Here is an 18,698-nt window from a genome sequence, read left to right as displayed (position 1 = left end):
ATTCCGACATGATCATGTTGCCAGATCCAGACAGCGTGACCTTGGACCCCTTCTATCAGCAAACCACGCTCGCCATCGTCTGCGACGTGGTCGTCCCTGGTACTTTGAAGCCTTACAACCGTTGTCCTCGCGGCATCGGCAAGCGCGCTGAATCCTATTTGCAGTCGAGCGGCGTTGGCGACACCGCCTATTTCGGCCCAGAAGCTGAATTCTTTGTCTTTGACGACGTGCGCTGGAACACTGACCCCAACAACACCGGCTATAGCTTCGACTCGACCGAACTGCCTTACAACACCGGCAAGGTCTATGAAGGCGGCAATATGGGCCATCGCCCAGGTCCAAAGGGCGGCTATTTCCCCGTCGGTCCAATCGACTCCGCCCAAGACCTGCGCGGCGAAATGCTGCAAGTGATGAAAGAATTGGGTCTTGAGCCTGAAAAACATCACCACGAAGTGGCCCCTGCTCAACACGAGCTTGGTTTGAAGTTCCAAACTTTGACCAAAATGGCCGACTACATGAACCTCTATAAGTATGTGATCCAGAACGTTGCGGCTGCCTATGGCAAGTCGGCGACCTTTATGCCGAAGCCTTATTTCAAGGACAATGGCAGCGGGATGCACGTGCACCAGTCGATCTGGAAAGGCGGCAAGCCTTTGTTCGCTGGCGACCAATATGCCGATCTGTCTGAGAATTGCCTGTATTACATTGGCGGCATCATTAAGCACGCCCGTGCGATCAACGCCTTCTCAAACTCCTCGACCAATTCCTACAAGCGTCTGGTCCCCGGCTATGAAGCCCCCGTCATGCTGGCCTATTCGGCCCGCAACCGCTCGGCTTCGATCCGCATTCCTTACACCACTTCGCCAAAAGCCAAGCGCTTGGAAGCCCGCTTCCCAGACCCAATTGGCAACATGTATCTGACCTTTGCGGCCCTCTTGATGGCGGGTCTGGATGGGATCGAAAACAAGATCCACCCAGGCGACCCATTCGACAAGGACCTCTACTCCTTGCCACCAGAAGAGTTGGAAGGCGTGCCAACCGTGGCCAAGTCCTTGGACGAAGCCCTCGACTCCTTGAGCGCCGACCGCGACTTCTTGAAAAAGGGCGGCGTGTTCGATGACGACATGATCGACGCCTATATCGAACTGAAGCGTGAAGAGTGTGAGCGTTTGAACATGCACCCACACCCTGTCGAGTTCGACATGTATTACAAGATGTAAGCTGTTCCTCAGCTTAAGCGAAAAGCCCGGCTCTGCCGGGCTTTTTTGTTTTGAGGAAACGCGCAACTTTGATCCCCGCAGACCAAAAACCCACTTTAATGCATGGTTACCCATGTTTATTCAATTTTAATCATAATCCGTTTGAGTGTTGATAGCGTTATCCCGCGCTTGGGATAACGGTTGGACCGCCTTCTGAAGTGAAGATCAGCCTTGTTTGTAACCGCTGATCTTCGCTTCTTTTTTGTACCGCGATCCATTTTCGGTTTTGTAACCAGTTTCTGCCATTCTACTCGCGGTAGCCTTAGGGCTTTCGGGAGGGATTAGAATGAAAAACCGCATTCTATTGGCCTGTGCCGCCTTGGTCTTGGCGGGCTGTGCCTCTTCTGCGCCGCCTTCCAATATTGCCGATGCGTGCGCCATCCTCGACGAAAAGAGCCGCTGGGAAGACCATGTGTTTGATGCGGCACGCGACTGGCAAGTTTCGCCTGGCGTGATCCTCGCCTTTATTCGCCAAGAAAGCAGCTTCCGCCGAGATGCGCGCCCTAAAGACCGCAATGGCCGCTTGCTCTCTAGCGCTTATGGCTATTCGCAAGCCTTGGACGGAACGTGGGCTGATTATGAGAAAGCGCGCGGCGGGGCCAAGCGTAAGAATTTTGGCGATTCAGCTGACTTCATTGGCTGGTACTTAGACCAAATCTCAAAGCGCACAGGCCTTGCCAAGTCAGATGCCCGCAATCTCTATCTGGCCTATCACGAAGGCCCTGCTGGCTTTCAGCGGCGGACCTATGTCTCCAAGCCGTGGCTGGGCGAAGTGGCCAGCCGGGTCAGTAGCCAAGCCGCCATTTATGACGGCCAGCTGCGTCGTTGCGAAGCCCGTCAAATGCGTAAACTGGCGAGCAATTGAGCTGGCTCGACTAGAGCGTTGCTTTAAAATGATGGGTCAATTGATCGGCACTGGCCGAAATCAAGTCCGCATCATCATAAAAATCGGTTTGTCCGCGCGAGATTAGCCATTCCAAGCTTTTTGGCCCCGGCAGGGCATCGTAGAACGCCTGTGCCCAATTGGGGGAAAGCGCCATATCCGAATGAACCATATGAACCGGCACTTGGATACGCGGTGCTGCTATTTGCACATCAAACGGCAAGAAATACTCGCGTGACATGATGGCAAAGGCATTGCGATAATTGGGAACAGCAGCCCGCCGGGTATAGTAATCGACCGTATCGGCTGTTTGCATGGCCGCATCGCCCTCCAGCGCTGCGGCTGGTATGGTTAGAACTTCACCGGTGCTTTCGTAATGCGACCGCGCCTGTCTGCCTTGTGCGACCCGTGCACCAAAACCTTCAGGATCATTCGCCCGCATAGCTTTCGGGTCGCGATAATAGCCAGCAACAAGGCCAAGGCTGCGGATACGTGCGTCGCCCGCTGCTAAGGTCGCGGCATAGCCACAGCCAAGGCAAATCGCCGCTGCGCCTAGTCGGTTCGGATCAATGCCTGGCACATCAACTGCCAATGCGTCCAAGGCCGCGGCTAGGTCTTCAACCTTCCAACGCCAATTCTCGTAATTCTGAGGGGCTCCCCCGCTCTGCCCATAAGTGCGATGATCAATCGCAAGGGCAGCGATGCCGCGTGCCGCTAAGGCAGCCGCGTAAACGCCTGTCACCTGCTCCTTTACACTGGTCATGGGGCCAGCAACCACCACCGCTGAACCAGTCGCACCTTCGTCTGGCAGATGTAGATCGCCCACCACTGAGTCGCCGCCGACGGAGAAAACCATGCGCTGGATCATCATCGGTCCTTGCATCCGCTCACATGCGGGTTGACGCCGTTCTAGCTTTCCGCCTGCATGGGTCAAGGCAAAAACGTGCCGTCACTGACCGGCAGGTGCGGTCCCATCTGCTTTAAAGCGGAACAGATAAAAGGGGCCAGACTTTGCGATATGATCTTTAGACTTCATCATCACGTCAGGAATATCGCTATCGGCCACATAGACAAAATTGTCTGGCCCAAAGCTTAGGCCATCAGGCCAGCGCATTTTTGGGTGCCCGGCCAAAGCTGACAGGTGCTTATTGGCGTCAAGCTTCCAAATGATCCCATCCTCAATGCCGGTTAGATAAATATTGTTTTCCCGGTCAATCGTCAGGCCATCGGCCTGTGGGCGATTGGCATAAAATTCTACCCGCTTGGCCAATTCGGCTTCAGACAAATCGCCGTTCATCAAGTCTGCGACTTTCACGCGCGACAAAGTTTTGCCCGACATGGCTCCAATATAGAGCCACTCCCCCGCACGGTCGAGCGCGATGGGGTCAAAGGCTGGGTGGAACCAATAAAGGCTATTGCCCAAAGGCTGCATGCGGCGGCCTTGCGCATAGACGGCATAGGGCTCTGCCATAATGGCTGGATGACGGTCCAACACGCGGCGCGCCTTACCCGTTTCTGCGTCCACAATGATCAGGCCTGGATGGCCGCTAAACACGCCAATATCGGCGATGAAGATCAGATTGGCCTTTGGATCAATCTGCATGTCTTGCAAATAGGAGCCCACGCCCGCAACTGACTTAGGCAATTTGATTTGTTTTATCGGCTTATTGGTAGCCAGATCGACCGCGACGAGCCGCGCACCAAAAAGGCCATGCTGGCCGTGATCAATGCTCCACAAGCGATTTTTGGAATCAATCCGGAGATTAAACACTGCCCCATAGGAAGGCTTATCCGGATTGGGTGTTTGCATCTCAAGGCTTGGATAGGGCACGGGTCTACCATTCACCCATTCAAGGACCTTAATGTTGGGATGGCTTTCGGCGTGATAGGTGAAGAATATCCGGCCTTCTTTCGATACGGCAATATTGCCCGGAGGTTCAGGCAAAGTCGCGATCAGTTCGGCTTGCTGCACTGGTTTTGCGTCGGCGAGCTTTGGAAAGCGCTGGCCCGTGCCGCCATAGGTCAGATAGAACCAAGCCACAAAACCCGCGAGCAGCGCCAGAAAAATGGCCACAATCCATAAAAGTCTTCTTACCATTTTCGCCTCCTCGCGCTTTACCAAATCACCTCAGCCGTTAGCGGCAGGCATGTGCCCCAGCCGGATCAGGTCTTGGACGGTGTCGATGATGGTTTGATCGACGTCGCGGAATTTCAGGCCCAGATCTGCTTGGATTTTCGAATTGCTAAAGCGCGGCACGCGGCCCAAATGGGTGCGCAAATAAGACCCGACACCTGCAGGCTGGGCGTAGGAGGCCAACGTCATCAAGCCGGTCCCCAGAGCATGGGCGAGATTGAGGCTGGGCAATTTGGCGCTGGCCGCGCCGGCCTTGCGGATCAGCTGCACCACTTGCGCCATGTTTCGATTGCCAGCAGCACAAATATAGCGGCCCTTAGCCCCTGAGGCAGAAAGGGCCCGTACATGGGCGTCGGCCACATCACGAACGTCCACAAACCCCCACTCCAGCGCTAAAATTGCCGGATAAACGCCCGCAGCGACGTCGACCAAAATCTGATTAGAAGTGTTGACCTCTGACGATAGCGCTGGACCAATCACCATGAAGGGATTGATGACTATTAGCTCAAAGCCGGGCTTTTCGCGTTCCATAAAGTCCCAAGCCGCGCGCTCGGCCATTGTTTTGGAATAATAATAGGCATTGCGGGTCAGCGTCGATTTATCGTTCCAATCGGCCTCAGTCAAAACGCGGCCATCGGGTTCATCGGTGATAGCGGCCATAGAGGAGGTTAGTACGACTTTTTTCACCCGTGGCGATTTTGCAGCCGCCCGCAACATGGACACAGTGCCTTGCACGGCAGGGTCCACCAAATCCTTCTGGGCGTCTTGGACCGTCAAGACATAGGGGCTGGCCATGTGAAGCACAGCGTCGACATCAATATAGGCCGAGAATGGATCGGCTGCCGTTAGATCGGCTGCCACCAAGGTCAGCCCCGCTTCCGCACCCAGCAGGGCGCGTAAATGCGCAGTTCGCGTCGCATCATTTGGATTGCGCACCGTACCAATCACACGCTTGCCCTGTTCTAAAAGCTGAGCAATGCTGTGGCTGGCGATAAATCCATTTGCGCCACTGACTAAGACCTGTTCCGACATTTGGTTGACTCCTCTTGGCAGGCCAATAAAATTACGATATGAACATGAATATGATAAATCGTTCAGTTTTGCAAGCGCCGGAAGCCAAAGACCTGGCAACCGATACAATCAGCCCGGTTCGGGCAGCACGGCGCTTAAAAGTAGTTCAAGCTGCCGAGGCCGTTTTTGCCAGCCACGGCTTTCGTGGCACCTCGATGGAGGCCATCGCCGATGCCGCCGGCATGTCGAAAGTGACCATTTACGGCTATTTTCGCGACAAAGAGGCGGTCTTTACTGCCGTTGCCGAACATCTAGCGGACCGCTTGAAACAAGCCGCAGACGCAGCCCTTACACTGGAAGGGGCCTTAGTCGATCGGCTAGCTGGTGCGCTCATTGCCAAGCACAGCATTGTTTATCATTTGGTGCGCCGCTCGGCCCATGCAGCAGATTTGTTTCATGCCAAGGATGCCCATGCGGCCACCTTCTTCGCCACGATTGACCGCGATATTCAAGATCGCCTCGCCGAAGCCTTGGCACGTGAAGGCCAGGCGCCCAATGCCGCGCAGCAAACCGCCCGCATTTTGTTTGCGGCTGCCAATGGCGTTGCGGGCGAAGCGATCAGTGCCGAGCAATTGGCGGAAGATATTCAGGCGCTTGTCTCGGCTTTTGTCGCCCAAAGGCCATAAATCCACCCACGAAACTTTTACATGGGTTGCCCTAAGGCGAGCACCTTCCCTCTGCCCCAAATCCAGACTAGGGTCTTGATGAAAAGCTGCCCTAGAACAGCTCAAGCTTTGGGAGATGACCATGTCTGACGGTACAAAAGTCCTCTATGAACGCGATGGCGATGTCGCCATTCTGACACTCAACGACCCCGCCACCATGAATGCCTGTGGCCTTGATATGGCCCAAGACATGACGCGCGCCTTTGAACGCGCTGCCGGGGAAGCCCGCGCGGTTGTTTTGACTGGGACGGGTAGAGGTTTCTGTTCGGGGGCCAATCTGGGCTCCACCGCCTCCAATATGAATGGCGCGCAAGACCCTGAGCAAATGGATGCCGGCGCGGCACTGGAAAGCATTTACAACCCCCTGGTGACCACGATCCGCGACTTGCCTGTTCCTGTGGTGACCGCCGTCAATGGCGCTGCAGCTGGCATTGGCTGTTCGTTCGCGCTGTTGGGCGACATTATTTTGGCCTCAGAGAATGCCTATTTCTTGCAGGCTTTCCGCCGCATTGGCCTCGTGCCCGATGGCGGCTCTACCTATATGTTGGCGCGCGCTGTGGGCCGCGCCCGCGCCATGGAAATGATGCTGTTGGGCGAGAAAATCCACGCTCCCCAAGCCCTTGAGTGGGGCCTCATCAACCGTGTTACGTCTCAAGACACCCTGCTCGACGAAGCCAAGGCCCTCGCCCACAGCCTCGCCAGCGGCCCAACCAAGACACTGTCGATGATCCGCAAAGCGGCTTGGGCAAGCTTGGACAATGACTGGAATTCCCAATTGGCGCTCGAACGGGATTTGCAACGCGATGCAGGCCGCACCAAGGATTTCCGCATTGGCGTAATGGCCTTCTTGTCCAAGCAAGTGGCGCAATTCACCGGCCGATAGGGCTTCGCCCGCAGCGGGCTAAGACATTAGAGGACCGCGCGTGGACGTTTTATGGATCACCTTGCCAATTTTTGGCTTGATCGCCCTTGGCTGGGCGGGGGCAAAGGCTGGCCTGTTTGATGGCACCACCGCGTCAGGCCTGTCGCGCTTTGTGTTCTGGCTTGCCTTCCCTGCCCTGCTTCTGACGTCCATGGCCAAGGCCCCGGTACCCAGCTTGGCGGAGGGCTCCACCCTTCTGATGTGGGTGGCGGTTTTGATGGCAGGCCATGTGCTGGCCCGGCTTGCTGGTCTTGGCCTCGGTCTCTCGAAAGTCAGCCAAGCGGGGGTGGGCTTTGCGGCTTCCAGCGGCAATACAGCCTTTTTGGGCACGGCCATCCTCGCCAGCCTGTTCGGGCCAGAGGTGCTGGCCATGGCTGCGGCCTTTGTCGCGTTAGAGAACATCCTGATTGTCGGCCTTGGCGTGGCAGGGCTTTATCTGGCAAAGCCCGCACCAGACCCAGCTGCGGCGCGGCGTGCCATTTTGGGGGGCCTCACCAATCCGGTCAGCATGGGCGCCCTCATCGGCTTTCTGATTGCGGTAACAGGCGTGCTTATCCCTCCAGCTTTGATGCGGCCCCTCGACATGCTGGGGGCTGCTGCCAGCCCTGCGGGCCTTGTCGCCCTTGGCATTGTGATGGCGACCAGCGTTACGAAGGCACAGAGCCAATCTGGGCGCGATATAGCCCTTGTGGTCGCGATTAAATGTATCGCGCTTCCTTTGATGATGGCCACAGGCATGACGCTGATTGGTGCCCCGCGAGAGCTAGCCCTCGCCGCAACCATTCTTGCAGCCTGCCCCAGTGCGGTGAATGTGTTTATTCAGGCTCAGCAAGCAGAAGTCTGGGGCGATACGGCGGCGCGTGCGGTGTTTCTGACAACGTGCGTCTCAATCGTCACGCTGAGCTTGGCGGCCAGTTTAGCCGTTTAGGCCGGTACAACCATCCAATCAGGCGGGTCTAGCTGGACCGCTTGATCCCCTGCCCGCAACTCATGACCTTCAGCGGTCGCCTTCTGCACCCGATCAAAGCGGATAAGCGCAAGGCCCAGACCTTGGCTGCCACTGCGCATCCGGCCGACTTCCCAGCCATCAGCCAAGATCGGGGTCTCAAATTCAGGTGCAGCCCCGCCAAAACGTACCCGACACAGCTTGGTCTTGACCGTCGTGCGCCGTTTCATGCGGCTGGTCATTTCCTGGCCGACATAGCAGCCCTTATGGAAATCCACCCCACCCATTTCATCCATCAGGCCTTCGAGGATGAAGTCCTTTTCGACCAATAGGTCTGCGCCAAGGTCTGGCACGCCAAGACCCAATCGTTCTTGCTCATAGGTTTGAAACGCTAAGGCATCATCCCCCAAGGCCAAGTCCGTGCGCGGGGCGATGAAGCGATGTGGCAGCTGTGCATTGCGGGGGTCTGGATAGGACATGGCACTTGAAGGCAAAGCGCTTGCTTGCCACGCTGCGCCCACCACAAAGGCCTCGCTCTTGTCTTCAATGGTCACTTTTGAGCGCAGCCGATATAGGCTCAAGCGCTTAGCAAAGCTTGCGGGCTCAGACACATCGATCCAATAAGTGCCCGCCTCAGGTGCCGTAATGAATAGCTCAAACAAGAACTTGCCTTGCGGCGTTAGCATGGCCGTATAGACGCAGGCCTCTGGCCCCGCCCCTTCCACATTGTGGGTCAACAGCCCGTCTAACAAGGTGGCGGCATTTGGGCCGGAAACGCAGACCAAACCGCGCTTGGGGAAGGAAACAATATCAGCCATGCCCTACACTTAGGACTGATTGCGCCTTTGTTCAAACCCTGTCGCCAATTCATCGGTAAAGCGCACCAAGGCATCGACAATGCCAGGCTCTAGGCTCGCATGGCCCGCATCGCCAATGATTTCCAATTGGGCGTGGGGCAGAGCCTTCTTCAGCGCCCAAGCCGAGGAGAGAGGCGTCAAGACGTCATAGCGGCCATGTGCGATCTGGATCGGAATGGCTTTAAGCACGGCGGCATGGTCCAACAGCCAGCTATCGGTCTCAAAGAACCCCTTATTGACGAAATAATGGTTCTCGATCCGGGCAAAAGCTTCGACAAAGCGGTCTTCTTCGAAGCGGCCGGGTCGGGCATCAGGGCCTTTCATCGACAAGCAATCTCCTTCCCAGCGCGCCCAGGCGCGAGCGGCCAAAATACGGGTATCGCGGTCGTCACTAAACAGGCGCTTGTGGAAAGCACCAACAATATCGCCGCGCTCTTCCTCTGGGATCACGCTGACATAGTGGTCAAACGCGTCTGGGAAGATGTTGCTGGCGCCATATTGATAGAACCACGCAATCTCGGCTTGGCTGATCAAGAAGATGCCGCGCAAGGTCAGGCTCAAAACGCGGTCTGGATGCTTGATCGCATAGGCTAAAGCCAAGGTGGAGCCCCACGAACCGCCAAAGACTGCCCAAGCCTCAATCCCCAAATGCTCGCGCAGCTTTTCGATATCCGCAACCAAGTCCCACGTCGTATTCTCGTTTGTCTCGGCGTGGGGGGTGGAATTGCCACAGCCGCGCTGGTCAAAGCCGATAATGTGCCATTTCTTGGGATGAAAGAAGCGCCGCATGTCTGGGCTCATGCCGCCGCCGGGGCCTCCATGCAGGCAAATAACAGGTATACCGTCGGAGGTGCCCGCTTGTTCAAAATACATCGTATGCAGATCACTGACGGCCAGCCGTCCAGTCTGAAAAGGCTCAATCTGGGGATAAAGCGCGCGGCGGATGGAAGCAGAATCGGGCATAAATTTCCTTCGGGTACGAACACGACTTAGAGCGGGTCGTACAGGCGTTCAAGGTGGGTAACAGTGCGCCGTTCAAGAGGTGCGCAGGCCGCCAAAGCGCTTGTGCATCCATTCGGCAATGGCTGAATTGGTCTCTTCGGGCTTTTCCTGCTGGGTCCAATGGCCACAGCCCTTGATGAGCACGCGGTCTAGGTCTGGCACATATTTTTCCATCCCATCGGCGGCCGAAGGCGGAAGAACCACGTCGTTCTCGGCCATGATCATCAGGCTGGGCTGGACAACAAGGTCTGGAATATCGGCGCTATCGAGCCAGTTGCGCGTGAAGTTGCGATACCAATTGATGCCGCCGCGAAAGCCCGTGCGCGTGAAAGTATCGACATAGACCTGATGCTCAGCGTCGGTCAGCAAGGGATGGGTCGCTTTGCTTTTGTCAAAGTTCTGCAAGGCCAGTTGAAAGGCATGATTGCGCTTGCCTTCTGGCCGGGCGTCAAACTCTAACGGTGTGACCGACGAACGGCGCATATAGAAGCGGAAGGTCTTGTCCACATCCTCTTCCAGAATCGCCTCCATCGCGCCGGGCTTTTGGAAAAAGATGATGTAATGATCCGGCCCAAAGCGCTGTTCATACAGCGCGATGGGGTCTATCGGCGGCCGTTTGGTATAGGGCGTATTGACGCCAATCACACCCGCAACCCGGTCTGGCCTGCGTGTCGCCATCGCCCACACAATCAGCCCACCCCAATCGTGACCACAAAAAACCGCCTTCTCAATCCCTTTGGCGTCAAGCAGGGCCGCAAGGTCCCCTGTCAGCGTATCGAGATCATAGGCCTCAATGGCGTCAGGGGCCGAGGTTAGGCCATAGCCGCGCAAATCTGGGGCAATGGCGCGAATACCCGCCTTGGGTAGGCCAACCAACTGATGCCGCCACGAAAAAGCCAGCTCTGGATAGCCATGACACAAAACGACAGGCGGCATCTCTGAAGGGGTATTTGTATCCCAGACGGCCATGTCTATGCCATTGACGGGCAGCATTTGTGGGGCCGACAATCCAAACTGGGCCCAATCAATTTGGCGCATCGAACTTATCCTTTCGGCTGAAACACGCCCAAGCAAGGCAGAGCCATCCACTTAAGAAGCAGAGACCACCGAGGGGGGCCGCCATCGCTACAGCCCGTGGTGCCCCCAGCGCAAGGGCGTAAAGCGAACCCGCAAACAACAAGATGCCAAGGCCAAACAGCGGCACTGCAAAACGCGCTTTGTTAAAGCCTTGGGTTTGCAGCCAAACACAGGCAAACAGCGCCAAACTATGGGCCATGTGCTGACTAGACCCCGTCTCTACCCAAGCTTTGGCCTGTGGACTGGTGATGCCATGGGCACCAAAAGCGCCGATCGCCACCGCAACAAAGCCCGACAGGCAGATCAGACCCAATAGATGTTGTTGCTTCATGGCGTGCCCTTCTTTGGGGGAATGGCATAGGTGATCACAGCGTGTGCGACCATATCCGTTTCGCCATCTGACCTTATGCCTGCTTCCATCACTGCCATGGTCTTGCCCAGCTTCATCATACGGACATCAGCGATCAAATCCTTGGGCTTGGGCTTGCGCATGAATTGGATCGACAGATTGGTCGTCACGGCAAGCGGCTCAAACCCAATGGCCGACAGCACCAAGGCATAAGCCGCCGTATCGGCCAGCGCCATCATCGTCGGGCCAGAGAGTGTACCACCCGGCCGGATCTGGTTGGGATTATAAGTGATACGACAGCGCGCGGTCTGGCCATCTGCTGCTTCGACCAAGGGTGGCGTGCCGCCGCTGAATGCTTGGGCCAAGAATTGATTGATCTCGTCAGGGGTCATGGCTTCACGCTAAAGGCTCACCCCAATCAGGTCCAGCCACTTCGCCCAGTCAAATTGCCTTCCCCTCAAGTTGGGCGAGGGGCTTAAATCCTCGCTGTGATTGGTAGAATATTTCGACCTAGACGCGCTTTGGTGATCCCTTTGGTCCACCAAACCGCTTCCTCTAGCGTGATTGGGCGGTTTGTCGCGTCAAGTCCAGATTTCCTCCGGAAATCTGCCGCAAAGCGGCGCGTAGCGGACTTGACTCGTCAAATCGCCCACAAACAATCGACGTTGGCCTTTGGTGAAGGCAGAGCCTGCACCAAAGCCTTCCAGATGAAACGAAGCTTATCCCTTCAGTCCCCCAACTTGACTCAAATGCGCTCGCTCCACTCTCTACTTCGCTCCGGCGGGGATGACAGGGTTGGGGCGGGCATCTGAACCGAGACTGCAATCGCTCCACAAATAAAAAACACCTGATGCTGTAATTTTTCTGCGTCCTAACGTCTCGTTTACCAACGCGATTCACACTGAGCATAGAAATTAGGAGACGCTTGTGGCGCGTGCTGAAGAAAAACAATTAATTGAATCTGAAAGCCAAATGGCACAACGGCGCGCGCAACGCGCCTCTTGGGCCTTGCTGCAGCGTGTCCATTCGACGTTAGACCTGTCTTGCGCCCATGTGATCGAAGTGATGGCGGCTGATGCCGGTGCCCATGTCGCCCTTTTAGCCCGCCAATTCCCCGGCGTGCATTTTGAGTTGAGCCATGAAGCAACACGCTGTGAGGAGTCTGTTCGCATTCTTTGGGCACCCGATGGCGTGACCATGGCTTTGTCGAAAGACCAATTGGCCAGCTATGATGCGGTCATTGTCACCCACGCACCCGAGGTTTTGCAGGACATTTTCCAGACCTTTGCAGGCTTTGCCCGTGTGGCTGGTGTACGTGATTTTGCCGGTGGCCAAGCTTTGGCGATCTTTGGCAAAGGCCTTGCCCGCGATCTGTTCCGGGCCAAGGTCCGCGATATCGCGGCCTAAGCCTTACCGGCGGAAACCTTACGGACACAGTTGCCTGATTGTTTTGCCAGCATAAAGCAGGCAACATGATGGCCTGTGACCGAACCAGACCAAGACACCATCGAGCAATTTGAGGAAGAAGAAGCCCGCACCGCCGCGTGGCGGACCATGCTGGGTGCTGTGTGGGGGCGTGCCAGGGGCAGCCTGACCCATCCGATCCTGACCGCGGCTATTAGCCTTGCTGTCTTCATTGTGGCACTGGTTTTCATCAATGATGAGATGACGCGCCACAGTCTGAAGGACCTCAAGGTAGCGTTTGAAGCGGTTAATCCGTGGAGCCTATTCGGCGCAATTGCTTGTGTCGGATTGGCTTATGCCGCTTTAACTTTCAACGACCGCTTTGCCTTGACCATGTTGGGCAAAAGCTTGCCGCGCGCCCGTACCGCGCGCGCCAGCATTGCGGCTTATGCTTTGGCCAATAGCCTTGGCTATTCGTGGGTGACGGCGGGTACCGCGCGCCTGCGCCTATACCGCAAATGGGGCCTGTTGCCGGGCGAAATCGGGACCTTATCCTTTCTGACAGGCTCTGCCGTTCAAATGGGCGGCCTGACCGCTGCTGCCCTTGGCCTTTTGTATGCCGCTCCGGAAATCGCGTTGCACGGACCGTTCCACGCCTTGGTTTGGTATGGCCTAGGCCTCCTTCTGTTGGTTCCGGGCATTCTGTGGTTGGTTTATGCGCGCTTTGGGGCGGGCCAAGCCCGCATTGGTGAGGCGGTCATCCACCGGCCTGACTTTGGCAAAGCCCTGACGCAATTGGCCATCACGGTGCTGGAATGGATGTGTGCAGCAGGCGTGCTTTATTTCCTGCTGCCAGACCATGGCGGGTGGTCCTATCCGGCCTTTCTGGCTGTCTATGTTTTGGCAGGCTTGTTGGGGGCGTTGTCGGGCGCGCCAGGCGGCTTTGGTGTCTTTGAAGCCGCCATTCTGACCTTGGCACCGGTGACTCAAGATACGCCGGGCGCTGCTGTGGCGCTGGTAGTCTACCGCCTGATCTACACCTTCATCCCGCTGGTTATCGGCACCATCATTTTAGGCCTAGATCACGCAGCGCCCGCCACACGCCCGGCCGCCAAAGCAGCGCGGACTATGGGCAATAGTCTCGGCGCCCGCATCAGCGCCCGCTTGGGCATGACTTTGGGTGAAGCCACCTTAGAGCTTTCACCACGTATCTTGGCGACTTTGGTGTTTATGGCAGGGCTTGTCTTGCTAAGCTCGGTCGCAACCCCGGCGCTATCGGCCCGTATGCAAGCCATTGATGCATGGGATTTGCGCGCGATTTCTGACCTGTCGCACTTTGCCGCCTCCATTGTCGGCGTCCTTCTGCTTCTGATTGCAGCGGGCCTGTGGCGCAAAGTGGCAGCCGCTTGGGGCGGGGCGATTATTCTTCTCAGCGGCGGCATCATCTTTTCTTTGGCCAAGGGCCTGGATTGGGAAGAGGCAAGCATTTTGGCGGTGGTATTGGCGCTGGCCCTGCCCTGTGGTGCCGCTTTCACGCGCAAATCGGCACTCGGCCCCAATCTCTTGTCGCCCGCGTGGATTGCAGCCCTTGCGGGCGCAGTCGCGGCAGTTGGCTGGCTCAGCCTGTTTGCCTATCAGAATGTGGAATTCCGCGCCGAGCTTTGGTGGGACTTTGTGCGCGACAATGATGCCGCGCGCAGCCTGCGTGCCTTAACCGCTGCTTGTGTCATGACCCTGTTCATCGCCGTATGGGCCCTATTCACACCGTGGCGGGCCAGCCTGCGCCGTGTGTCGGACCCTGCAGACATCGCCCGCGCACAAGCCATTTTAGAGCGGGCTGAAAATCCGCGCGCCGATGCCAATCTCGCCTTTCTGGGTGACAAGCTCTTCCAATTCTCTGAGAGCGGCGAAAGCTTTGTAATGTATCGCGCACGCGGCAACCGCTGGATCATTTATGGCGACCCCGTGGGCCTTGCGAGCGAGCGGCAAGCCCTACTTCGTCAAGTACGCGATGAAGCAGCCCAAGCCGGGGCGCGGCCGATTTATTACGCCGTATCGCGCGAACTGGTGCCCGATTTTGCTGAGAGCGGCTATGTTGTCCGCAAGATTGGTGAGACCGCCATCGTCGACCTTGAGACCTTCACCTTGACCGGCAAGGACGCGCAAAATCTGCGCACGTCGCGTAACAGAATGGCGCGTGAAGAGGTCAGCTTCTTCTTCAGTCCAGCAACAGAGACTGCGAGCCTACTCGACGAGATGGAGCCGATCTCGTGGGCTTGGCTCCGTGCCCATCATGGCGGGGAAAAGACCTTCTCGCTGGGCACCTTTGATCGCACCTATCTAAGCCGTTTCCCGACCGCTTATGTGCGTGACAAAACAGGCGCGATGATCGCTTTCGCGAGTCTTTGGACCACCCACGACGGCGAAGAGATTGCCATTGATCTGATGCGCCATGCCCCCAGTGCACCCCATGGGGTGATGGATTATTTGTTCGTTGAAATCGCGCTATGGGCCAAAGAACAAAATTATCGCCGTTTTGATTTGGCGATGGCCCCGCTTTCGGGCCTGTCGGATCTTAAAGGCGCACCCATGCTCGTCCGCCTTGGCGCGATTGTGTTTGAGGAAGGCGAAGAAGTGTATGGATTCCGCGGTCTTCGTCGCTTTAAGGACAAGTTCAATCCAAATTGGAAGCCGCTCTATTTGTGCGCGCCGCCTGACGTGATGCTGCCCGCAGCGCTTCTTGATGTGGCGGCTCTGACCAGCGGCGGCCTGCGCGCTATGCTGAAGGGCAATGGCTAGACTGCGTCGCCTGCGGCCACACCACTCGACCACGCCCATTGGAAATTATAGCCGCCGAGCCATCCTGTGACATCCACCGCTTCGCCAATAAAATAGAGGCCGGGGACGGCTTTGACTTCCATGGTTTTTTGATTGAGGGCAGCGGTATCAATCCCGCCCTTGGTGACTTCGGCCTTGGCATAGCCTTCATCGCCGACAGGCGTCAGGTCCCAGTGGTGCAGGGTTTCAGACAGGCTGCGGAGTTGCGCATCTTTCAAGTCGGCCATGGGCCGATCTAGCCCTGCCTTCTCCGCCATGGCATGGGCCAAACGCTGGGGCAAACGTTCCGACAAGATTGTAGAAGCCTGTGCGCGCGGGCGCGCCGTTTTGGCCTCAATCAGCCACGCATCGGCTTTGACGTCTGGCAAGAGGTCGAGATAAATGCTCTCGCCCTTGTTCCAATAGGAACTAATCTGCAGAATAGCCGGGCCAGATAGACCGCGATGGGTGAAGACCATACCTTCGCGAAAGGCGGTCTTGCCTTTGGCCGCCACCCCTTCCAGCGATACCCCCGCCAAAGGCCGCATCAGCTCAATGTCCTTGATACCAAATACCAAAGGCACCAAAGCGGGCTTTGGCTCAATCAAGGCCACGTCAAACTGGCGGGCTAGGTCATAGGCAAAGCCTGTCGCCCCTAATTTGGGGATCGAGGGGCCACCGGTTGCGATGATAAGACTGGGCGCTGTGGCGCGACCCACTTGGGTGGTGACGACATAAGCCTCGCCCACCCGCGCAACGTCTTGAACCTGCACATCGGTCGCAATCGTCACCCCGCCCTTGGTGCATTCGGACAACAACATATCGACGATAAGGCGCGCCGCCCCTGCCCCTTCGCAGAATAATTGCCCCAAAGTCTTTTCATAGAAGGGAATATGATAGGCCTGCACGAGGTCGATGAAATCATGCTGGGTATAGCGGGCAAGGGCCGAGCGGGCGAAATGGGGATTGGCGGAGATAAAGCGGTCGGGCTTAATCTCCATATTGGTGAAATTACACCGCCCACCGCCCGAGATCAGGATTTTGGCCCCCGCCGTATCGGTATGCTCCAACAGCAAAACCTTGCGGCCACGTTGGCCCGCGCGTGCGGCCGCCATTAAGCCCGCCGCCCCTGCCCCAAGGATGATTACATCATAGCTGTCACTCATGCTGCGCACTTAAGCCGAAGTTCAATTTAGAGATAGCCAAGGAAGCAGCAGGAGGTGTAGCCTTAAGCCAACCAAATCAACAACAATCCTGGGAGCACGCGATGAAATATAAGACCTTGGGCCGGACAGGCCTTGTCGTTTCCGAACTTTGCCTTGGCACCATGACCTTTGGTGGCGATGGGTTTTGGACGGTGATTGGCGGCCAAGATCAGGATCAAGCTAGCACGCTTGTGCGCCAAGCCTTTGATGCGGGCGTGAATTTCTTTGATACCGCCGATGTCTATGCCAATGGTCTGTCTGAGCAGATGTTGGGTCACGCCATTCGCGACAAGGGCTTGCGGCGCGATGAGATTGTGATTGCCACCAAAGCCCATGGTCGCGTGCAAGATCTGGTACCGCCTGACGCCAGCCCCCATGCCCAAGCCGAGGCCACACGCCGGCAAACAGCCCGCAATATCTCGGGCCTGTCGCGAAAGCATTTGTTTGACGCGATTGACGCAAGCTTGAAGCGCTTGAACATGGATCATGTCGATCTCTACCAAATCCACGGCTATGATCCTTTGACCTCGCTGGATGAGGTGATGGATACGCTGAACGACATCGTGCGTTCGGGTCGGGTGCGCTATATCGGCCTGTGCAACCGCGCTGCGTGGGAGACCGCCAAAGCCAATGGCATTGCCGAGCGCAAGAATTTTGCCCGCTTTGAATCCATGCAAATGTATTACACCTTGGCCTCGCGCGACCTTGAACGCGAAGTCGTGCCACTCGCGCAAAGTGAGGGCCTCGCCATTCTACCGTGGAGTCCGCTGGCTGGTGGCCTGTTGTCGGGTAAGTTTAAGCGCGATCAAGCTGGACCCAATAATGCCCGCCGCGCCAGCTTTGACTTCCCACCGGTGAATAAAGGCCGCGTGTTTGACTGCGTCGAAGCGATGGAGCCGATTGCCGCCACCCATAATGTCAGCGTCGCTCAAATTGCGCTTGCTTGGCTCTTGCACCGCCCGTGGGTGACGAGCGTCATCATCGGGGCCAAGACCGAAGACCAATTGACCGACAATCTGAAGGCCATAGACGTGAAACTGACTGCCGATGACCTCGCCACTTTGGACAAGGTTTCAGCTTTGCCATCAGAATATCCCGGCTGGATGTTCCAAACCCAAGGCCGCGACCGCGCGGGTTCTATGGGGTAGGATTGAAATTGGAATGTCATCCCGGACGGCGTTAGCCGAGTCCCATACCTTGTGCCGCAAAGTCCGATGGGGTCCCCGCTGTCCGCTCACGCTTCGGCGGGGATGACAGGGTTGGTTTGTGCAAGTTCCAATAGTCAGTGTCATCCCGGACGGCGAAGCCGATCCGGGACCTTGTACCGCAAAGTCCTAAGAGGTCCCCGCTGTCCGCTCACGCTTCGGCGGGGATGACAATCATTTTAAAAACAAATTTCTTCCCACAAGTCTCGCCAATCAGGATTGCTCTTTTCTACCAGATCGATCTTCCACTCTCGACGCCAGCGCTTGATCAATTTTTCCCGCCGAATTGCGACGTTTACATCGCGGTATTGTTCGACCCAAACCAACCGTTCTAGATTGTATCGATCTGTGAAACTTCGTTTGAGCTGATGTGTTCGATGCTGCCAAACTCGCTTCACGAGATCGCTTGTAATCCCGACATAGAAAACACCTCGTGGACGATTGGTCACGAGGTAAACGAAAAATCTGTCCTCTGGTTCAGAAGCATCCATCTTTCTAACTCAAACCGGAAATCTGGATAATTATCTTAAATGTATAATCACAAATGTCGACCTATAAAATTGATATTTTCGCCGACGGCGTCAGCCGAGTCCCAGACCTTGTTCCACACACTTACGGAGGTCCCCGCTCTACGCTCACGCTCCGGCGGGGATGACAGCGACCGCAAACTCCCATTTTAAGTGGGATGTCATCCCGGACGGCGTTAGCCGAGTCCCATACCTTGTGCCGCAAAGTCCGATGGGGTCCCCGCTGTCCGCTCACGCTTCGGCGGGGATGACAGGGTTAAGTGAATGGCCCCTAGACAACACCCAACCAGACCGTTAAGCCCACCGCCCCCATGGCCGACACACCCACCCTTGGTCTCGATTTCGGGACGACCAATAGCGTTGCGACCTTGCCCG

At 56.6% G+C, this 18,698-nt stretch carries 19 protein-coding genes; 8 read left to right on the top strand and 11 right to left on the bottom strand.

Annotated elements, in window-relative coordinates; all coding sequences use genetic code 11:
• Both glnA and ACOVRA_RS03475 read left to right on the top strand, forming a co-directional pair.
• Window positions 1–1,220: type I glutamate--ammonia ligase (gene glnA, locus ACOVRA_RS03480; protein WP_421719078.1), on the top strand; the 1,220-nt coding region annotated here is incomplete at its 5' end.
• Between the two features lie 325 nt (window positions 1,221–1,545).
• Entirely contained in the window at window positions 1,546–2,124 is a 579-nt protein-coding gene (locus ACOVRA_RS03475) for a hypothetical protein (RefSeq protein ID WP_421719077.1), read from the top strand.
• Between the two features lie 10 nt (window positions 2,125–2,134).
• Here ACOVRA_RS03475 and ACOVRA_RS03470 read toward each other — a convergent pair whose 3' ends face one another.
• The 3 genes from ACOVRA_RS03470 to ACOVRA_RS03460 all read right to left on the bottom strand — a co-directional run bounded on the left by ACOVRA_RS03470 (window position 2,135) and on the right by ACOVRA_RS03460 (window position 5,308).
• A complete protein-coding gene (locus ACOVRA_RS03470; RefSeq protein ID WP_421719076.1) occupies window positions 2,135–3,013 on the bottom strand; it encodes an alpha/beta hydrolase in 879 nt (292 codons plus the stop codon).
• Window positions 3,014–3,091: 78 nt separating this feature from the next.
• Window positions 3,092–4,240 (bottom strand): L-dopachrome tautomerase-related protein, encoded by a 1,149-nt coding sequence (locus ACOVRA_RS03465; RefSeq protein WP_421719075.1) that lies wholly within the window; start codon window positions 4,238–4,240, stop codon window positions 3,092–3,094.
• A gap of 30 nt (window positions 4,241–4,270) precedes the next feature.
• On the bottom strand, window positions 4,271–5,308 hold the full coding sequence (locus ACOVRA_RS03460; protein ID WP_421719074.1) for an SDR family oxidoreductase: 1,038 nt from the start codon (window positions 5,306–5,308) through the stop codon (window positions 4,271–4,273).
• Between the two features lie 44 nt (window positions 5,309–5,352).
• Here ACOVRA_RS03460 and ACOVRA_RS03455 point away from each other — a divergent pair, with 44 nt between their 5' ends.
• From ACOVRA_RS03455 to ACOVRA_RS03445, 3 genes are all read left to right on the top strand, one after another.
• Entirely contained in the window at window positions 5,353–5,973 is a 621-nt protein-coding gene (locus tag ACOVRA_RS03455; protein ID WP_421719073.1) for a TetR/AcrR family transcriptional regulator, read from the top strand.
• A gap of 121 nt (window positions 5,974–6,094) precedes the next feature.
• Complete coding sequence (locus tag ACOVRA_RS03450; protein ID WP_421719072.1) at window positions 6,095–6,895, top strand: enoyl-CoA hydratase/isomerase; 801 nt, start codon at window positions 6,095–6,097, stop codon at window positions 6,893–6,895.
• 40 nt (window positions 6,896–6,935) lie between these two features.
• Window positions 6,936–7,862 carry an AEC family transporter gene (locus ACOVRA_RS03445; RefSeq protein ID WP_421719071.1) on the top strand — a complete coding sequence of 309 codons (927 nt, stop codon included), beginning with the start codon at window positions 6,936–6,938 and terminating at the stop codon, window positions 7,860–7,862.
• Here the strand turns inward: ACOVRA_RS03445 and ACOVRA_RS03440 are convergent.
• The 5 genes from ACOVRA_RS03440 to ACOVRA_RS03420 all read right to left on the bottom strand — a co-directional run bounded on the left by ACOVRA_RS03440 (window position 7,859) and on the right by ACOVRA_RS03420 (window position 11,557).
• Window positions 7,859–8,698, bottom strand: coding sequence for a YgfZ/GcvT domain-containing protein (locus ACOVRA_RS03440; protein ID WP_421719070.1), 840 nt, complete (start codon window positions 8,696–8,698; stop codon window positions 7,859–7,861). The genes ACOVRA_RS03445 and ACOVRA_RS03440 overlap by 4 nt on opposite strands.
• A gap of 9 nt (window positions 8,699–8,707) precedes the next feature.
• Entirely contained in the window at window positions 8,708–9,700 is a 993-nt protein-coding gene (gene pip / locus ACOVRA_RS03435) for a prolyl aminopeptidase (protein WP_421719069.1), read from the bottom strand.
• Window positions 9,701–9,772: 72 nt separating this feature from the next.
• Window positions 9,773–10,777: an alpha/beta fold hydrolase gene (locus ACOVRA_RS03430; RefSeq protein WP_421719068.1), complete on the bottom strand. Its 1,005-nt coding sequence runs from the start codon at window positions 10,775–10,777 to the stop codon at window positions 9,773–9,775.
• Window positions 10,764–11,147 (bottom strand): DUF423 domain-containing protein, encoded by a 384-nt coding sequence (locus ACOVRA_RS03425; protein ID WP_421719067.1) that lies wholly within the window; start codon window positions 11,145–11,147, stop codon window positions 10,764–10,766. Before ACOVRA_RS03425 ends, ACOVRA_RS03430 begins: the two co-directional genes overlap by 14 nt.
• Entirely contained in the window at window positions 11,144–11,557 is a 414-nt protein-coding gene (locus ACOVRA_RS03420; RefSeq protein WP_421719066.1) for a PaaI family thioesterase, read from the bottom strand. The genes ACOVRA_RS03425 and ACOVRA_RS03420 overlap by 4 nt, the downstream gene beginning before the upstream one ends.
• 535 nt (window positions 11,558–12,092) lie before the next feature.
• Between ACOVRA_RS03420 and ACOVRA_RS03415 the strand changes: the two genes are divergently transcribed.
• Both ACOVRA_RS03415 and mprF read left to right on the top strand, forming a co-directional pair.
• Complete coding sequence (locus tag ACOVRA_RS03415; RefSeq protein WP_290808506.1) at window positions 12,093–12,572, top strand: hypothetical protein; 480 nt, start codon at window positions 12,093–12,095, stop codon at window positions 12,570–12,572.
• 75 nt (window positions 12,573–12,647) lie between these two features.
• The gene (gene mprF / locus ACOVRA_RS03410; RefSeq protein WP_421719065.1) at window positions 12,648–15,368 is read left to right on the top strand and encodes a bifunctional lysylphosphatidylglycerol flippase/synthetase MprF; all 2,721 of its coding nucleotides are present in this window, start codon (window positions 12,648–12,650) and stop codon (window positions 15,366–15,368) included.
• Here the strand turns inward: mprF and ACOVRA_RS03405 are convergent.
• The gene (locus tag ACOVRA_RS03405; RefSeq protein WP_421719064.1) at window positions 15,365–16,552 is read right to left on the bottom strand and encodes an NAD(P)/FAD-dependent oxidoreductase; all 1,188 of its coding nucleotides are present in this window, start codon (window positions 16,550–16,552) and stop codon (window positions 15,365–15,367) included. The genes mprF and ACOVRA_RS03405 overlap by 4 nt on opposite strands.
• Window positions 16,553–16,653: 101 nt before the next feature.
• Here ACOVRA_RS03405 and ACOVRA_RS03400 point away from each other — a divergent pair, with 101 nt between their 5' ends.
• Window positions 16,654–17,739 carry an aldo/keto reductase gene (locus ACOVRA_RS03400; protein WP_421719063.1) on the top strand — a complete coding sequence of 362 codons (1,086 nt, stop codon included), beginning with the start codon at window positions 16,654–16,656 and terminating at the stop codon, window positions 17,737–17,739.
• A gap of 236 nt (window positions 17,740–17,975) precedes the next feature.
• Here ACOVRA_RS03400 and ACOVRA_RS03395 read toward each other — a convergent pair whose 3' ends face one another.
• Both ACOVRA_RS03395 and ACOVRA_RS03390 read right to left on the bottom strand, forming a co-directional pair.
• Window positions 17,976–18,287, bottom strand: a complete 312-nt coding sequence (locus ACOVRA_RS03395) for a GIY-YIG nuclease family protein (RefSeq protein WP_421719062.1) — start codon at window positions 18,285–18,287, stop codon at window positions 17,976–17,978.
• A 212-nt stretch (window positions 18,288–18,499) separates the two neighbouring features.
• The coding region (locus ACOVRA_RS03390) for a hypothetical protein (protein ID WP_421719061.1) at window positions 18,500–18,698 on the bottom strand (199 nt) is incomplete at its 5' end.

This window comes from Aquidulcibacter sp. (genome assembly GCF_049239865.1).
GTDB lineage: Bacteria > Pseudomonadota > Alphaproteobacteria > Caulobacterales > Aquidulcibacteraceae > Aquidulcibacter.
This window is presented reverse-complemented; position numbering and strand designations above follow the sequence as displayed.

Coding starts and splice junctions, on each gene's coding strand:
- ACOVRA_RS03475 (WP_421719077.1), top strand. CDS start 1,546: ATGAAAAACCGCATTCTATTGGCCTGTGCCGCCTTGGTCTTGGCGGGC.
- ACOVRA_RS03470 (WP_421719076.1), bottom strand. CDS start 3,013: ATGATGATCCAGCGCATGGTTTTCTCCGTCGGCGGCGACTCAGTGGTG.
- ACOVRA_RS03465 (WP_421719075.1), bottom strand. CDS start 4,240: ATGGTAAGAAGACTTTTATGGATTGTGGCCATTTTTCTGGCGCTGCTC.
- ACOVRA_RS03460 (WP_421719074.1), bottom strand. CDS start 5,308: ATGTCGGAACAGGTCTTAGTCAGTGGCGCAAATGGATTTATCGCCAGC.
- ACOVRA_RS03455 (WP_421719073.1), top strand. CDS start 5,353: ATGAATATGATAAATCGTTCAGTTTTGCAAGCGCCGGAAGCCAAAGAC.
- ACOVRA_RS03450 (WP_421719072.1), top strand. CDS start 6,095: ATGTCTGACGGTACAAAAGTCCTCTATGAACGCGATGGCGATGTCGCC.
- ACOVRA_RS03440 (WP_421719070.1), bottom strand. CDS start 8,698: ATGGCTGATATTGTTTCCTTCCCCAAGCGCGGTTTGGTCTGCGTTTCC.
- pip (WP_421719069.1), bottom strand. CDS start 9,700: ATGCCCGATTCTGCTTCCATCCGCCGCGCGCTTTATCCCCAGATTGAG.
- ACOVRA_RS03430 (WP_421719068.1), bottom strand. CDS start 10,777: ATGCGCCAAATTGATTGGGCCCAGTTTGGATTGTCGGCCCCACAAATG.
- ACOVRA_RS03425 (WP_421719067.1), bottom strand. CDS start 11,147: ATGAAGCAACAACATCTATTGGGTCTGATCTGCCTGTCGGGCTTTGTT.
- ACOVRA_RS03420 (WP_421719066.1), bottom strand. CDS start 11,557: ATGACCCCTGACGAGATCAATCAATTCTTGGCCCAAGCATTCAGCGGC.
- ACOVRA_RS03405 (WP_421719064.1), bottom strand. CDS start 16,552: ATGAGTGACAGCTATGATGTAATCATCCTTGGGGCAGGGGCGGCGGGC.
- ACOVRA_RS03400 (WP_421719063.1), top strand. CDS start 16,654: ATGAAATATAAGACCTTGGGCCGGACAGGCCTTGTCGTTTCCGAACTT.
- ACOVRA_RS03395 (WP_421719062.1), bottom strand. CDS start 18,287: ATGGATGCTTCTGAACCAGAGGACAGATTTTTCGTTTACCTCGTGACC.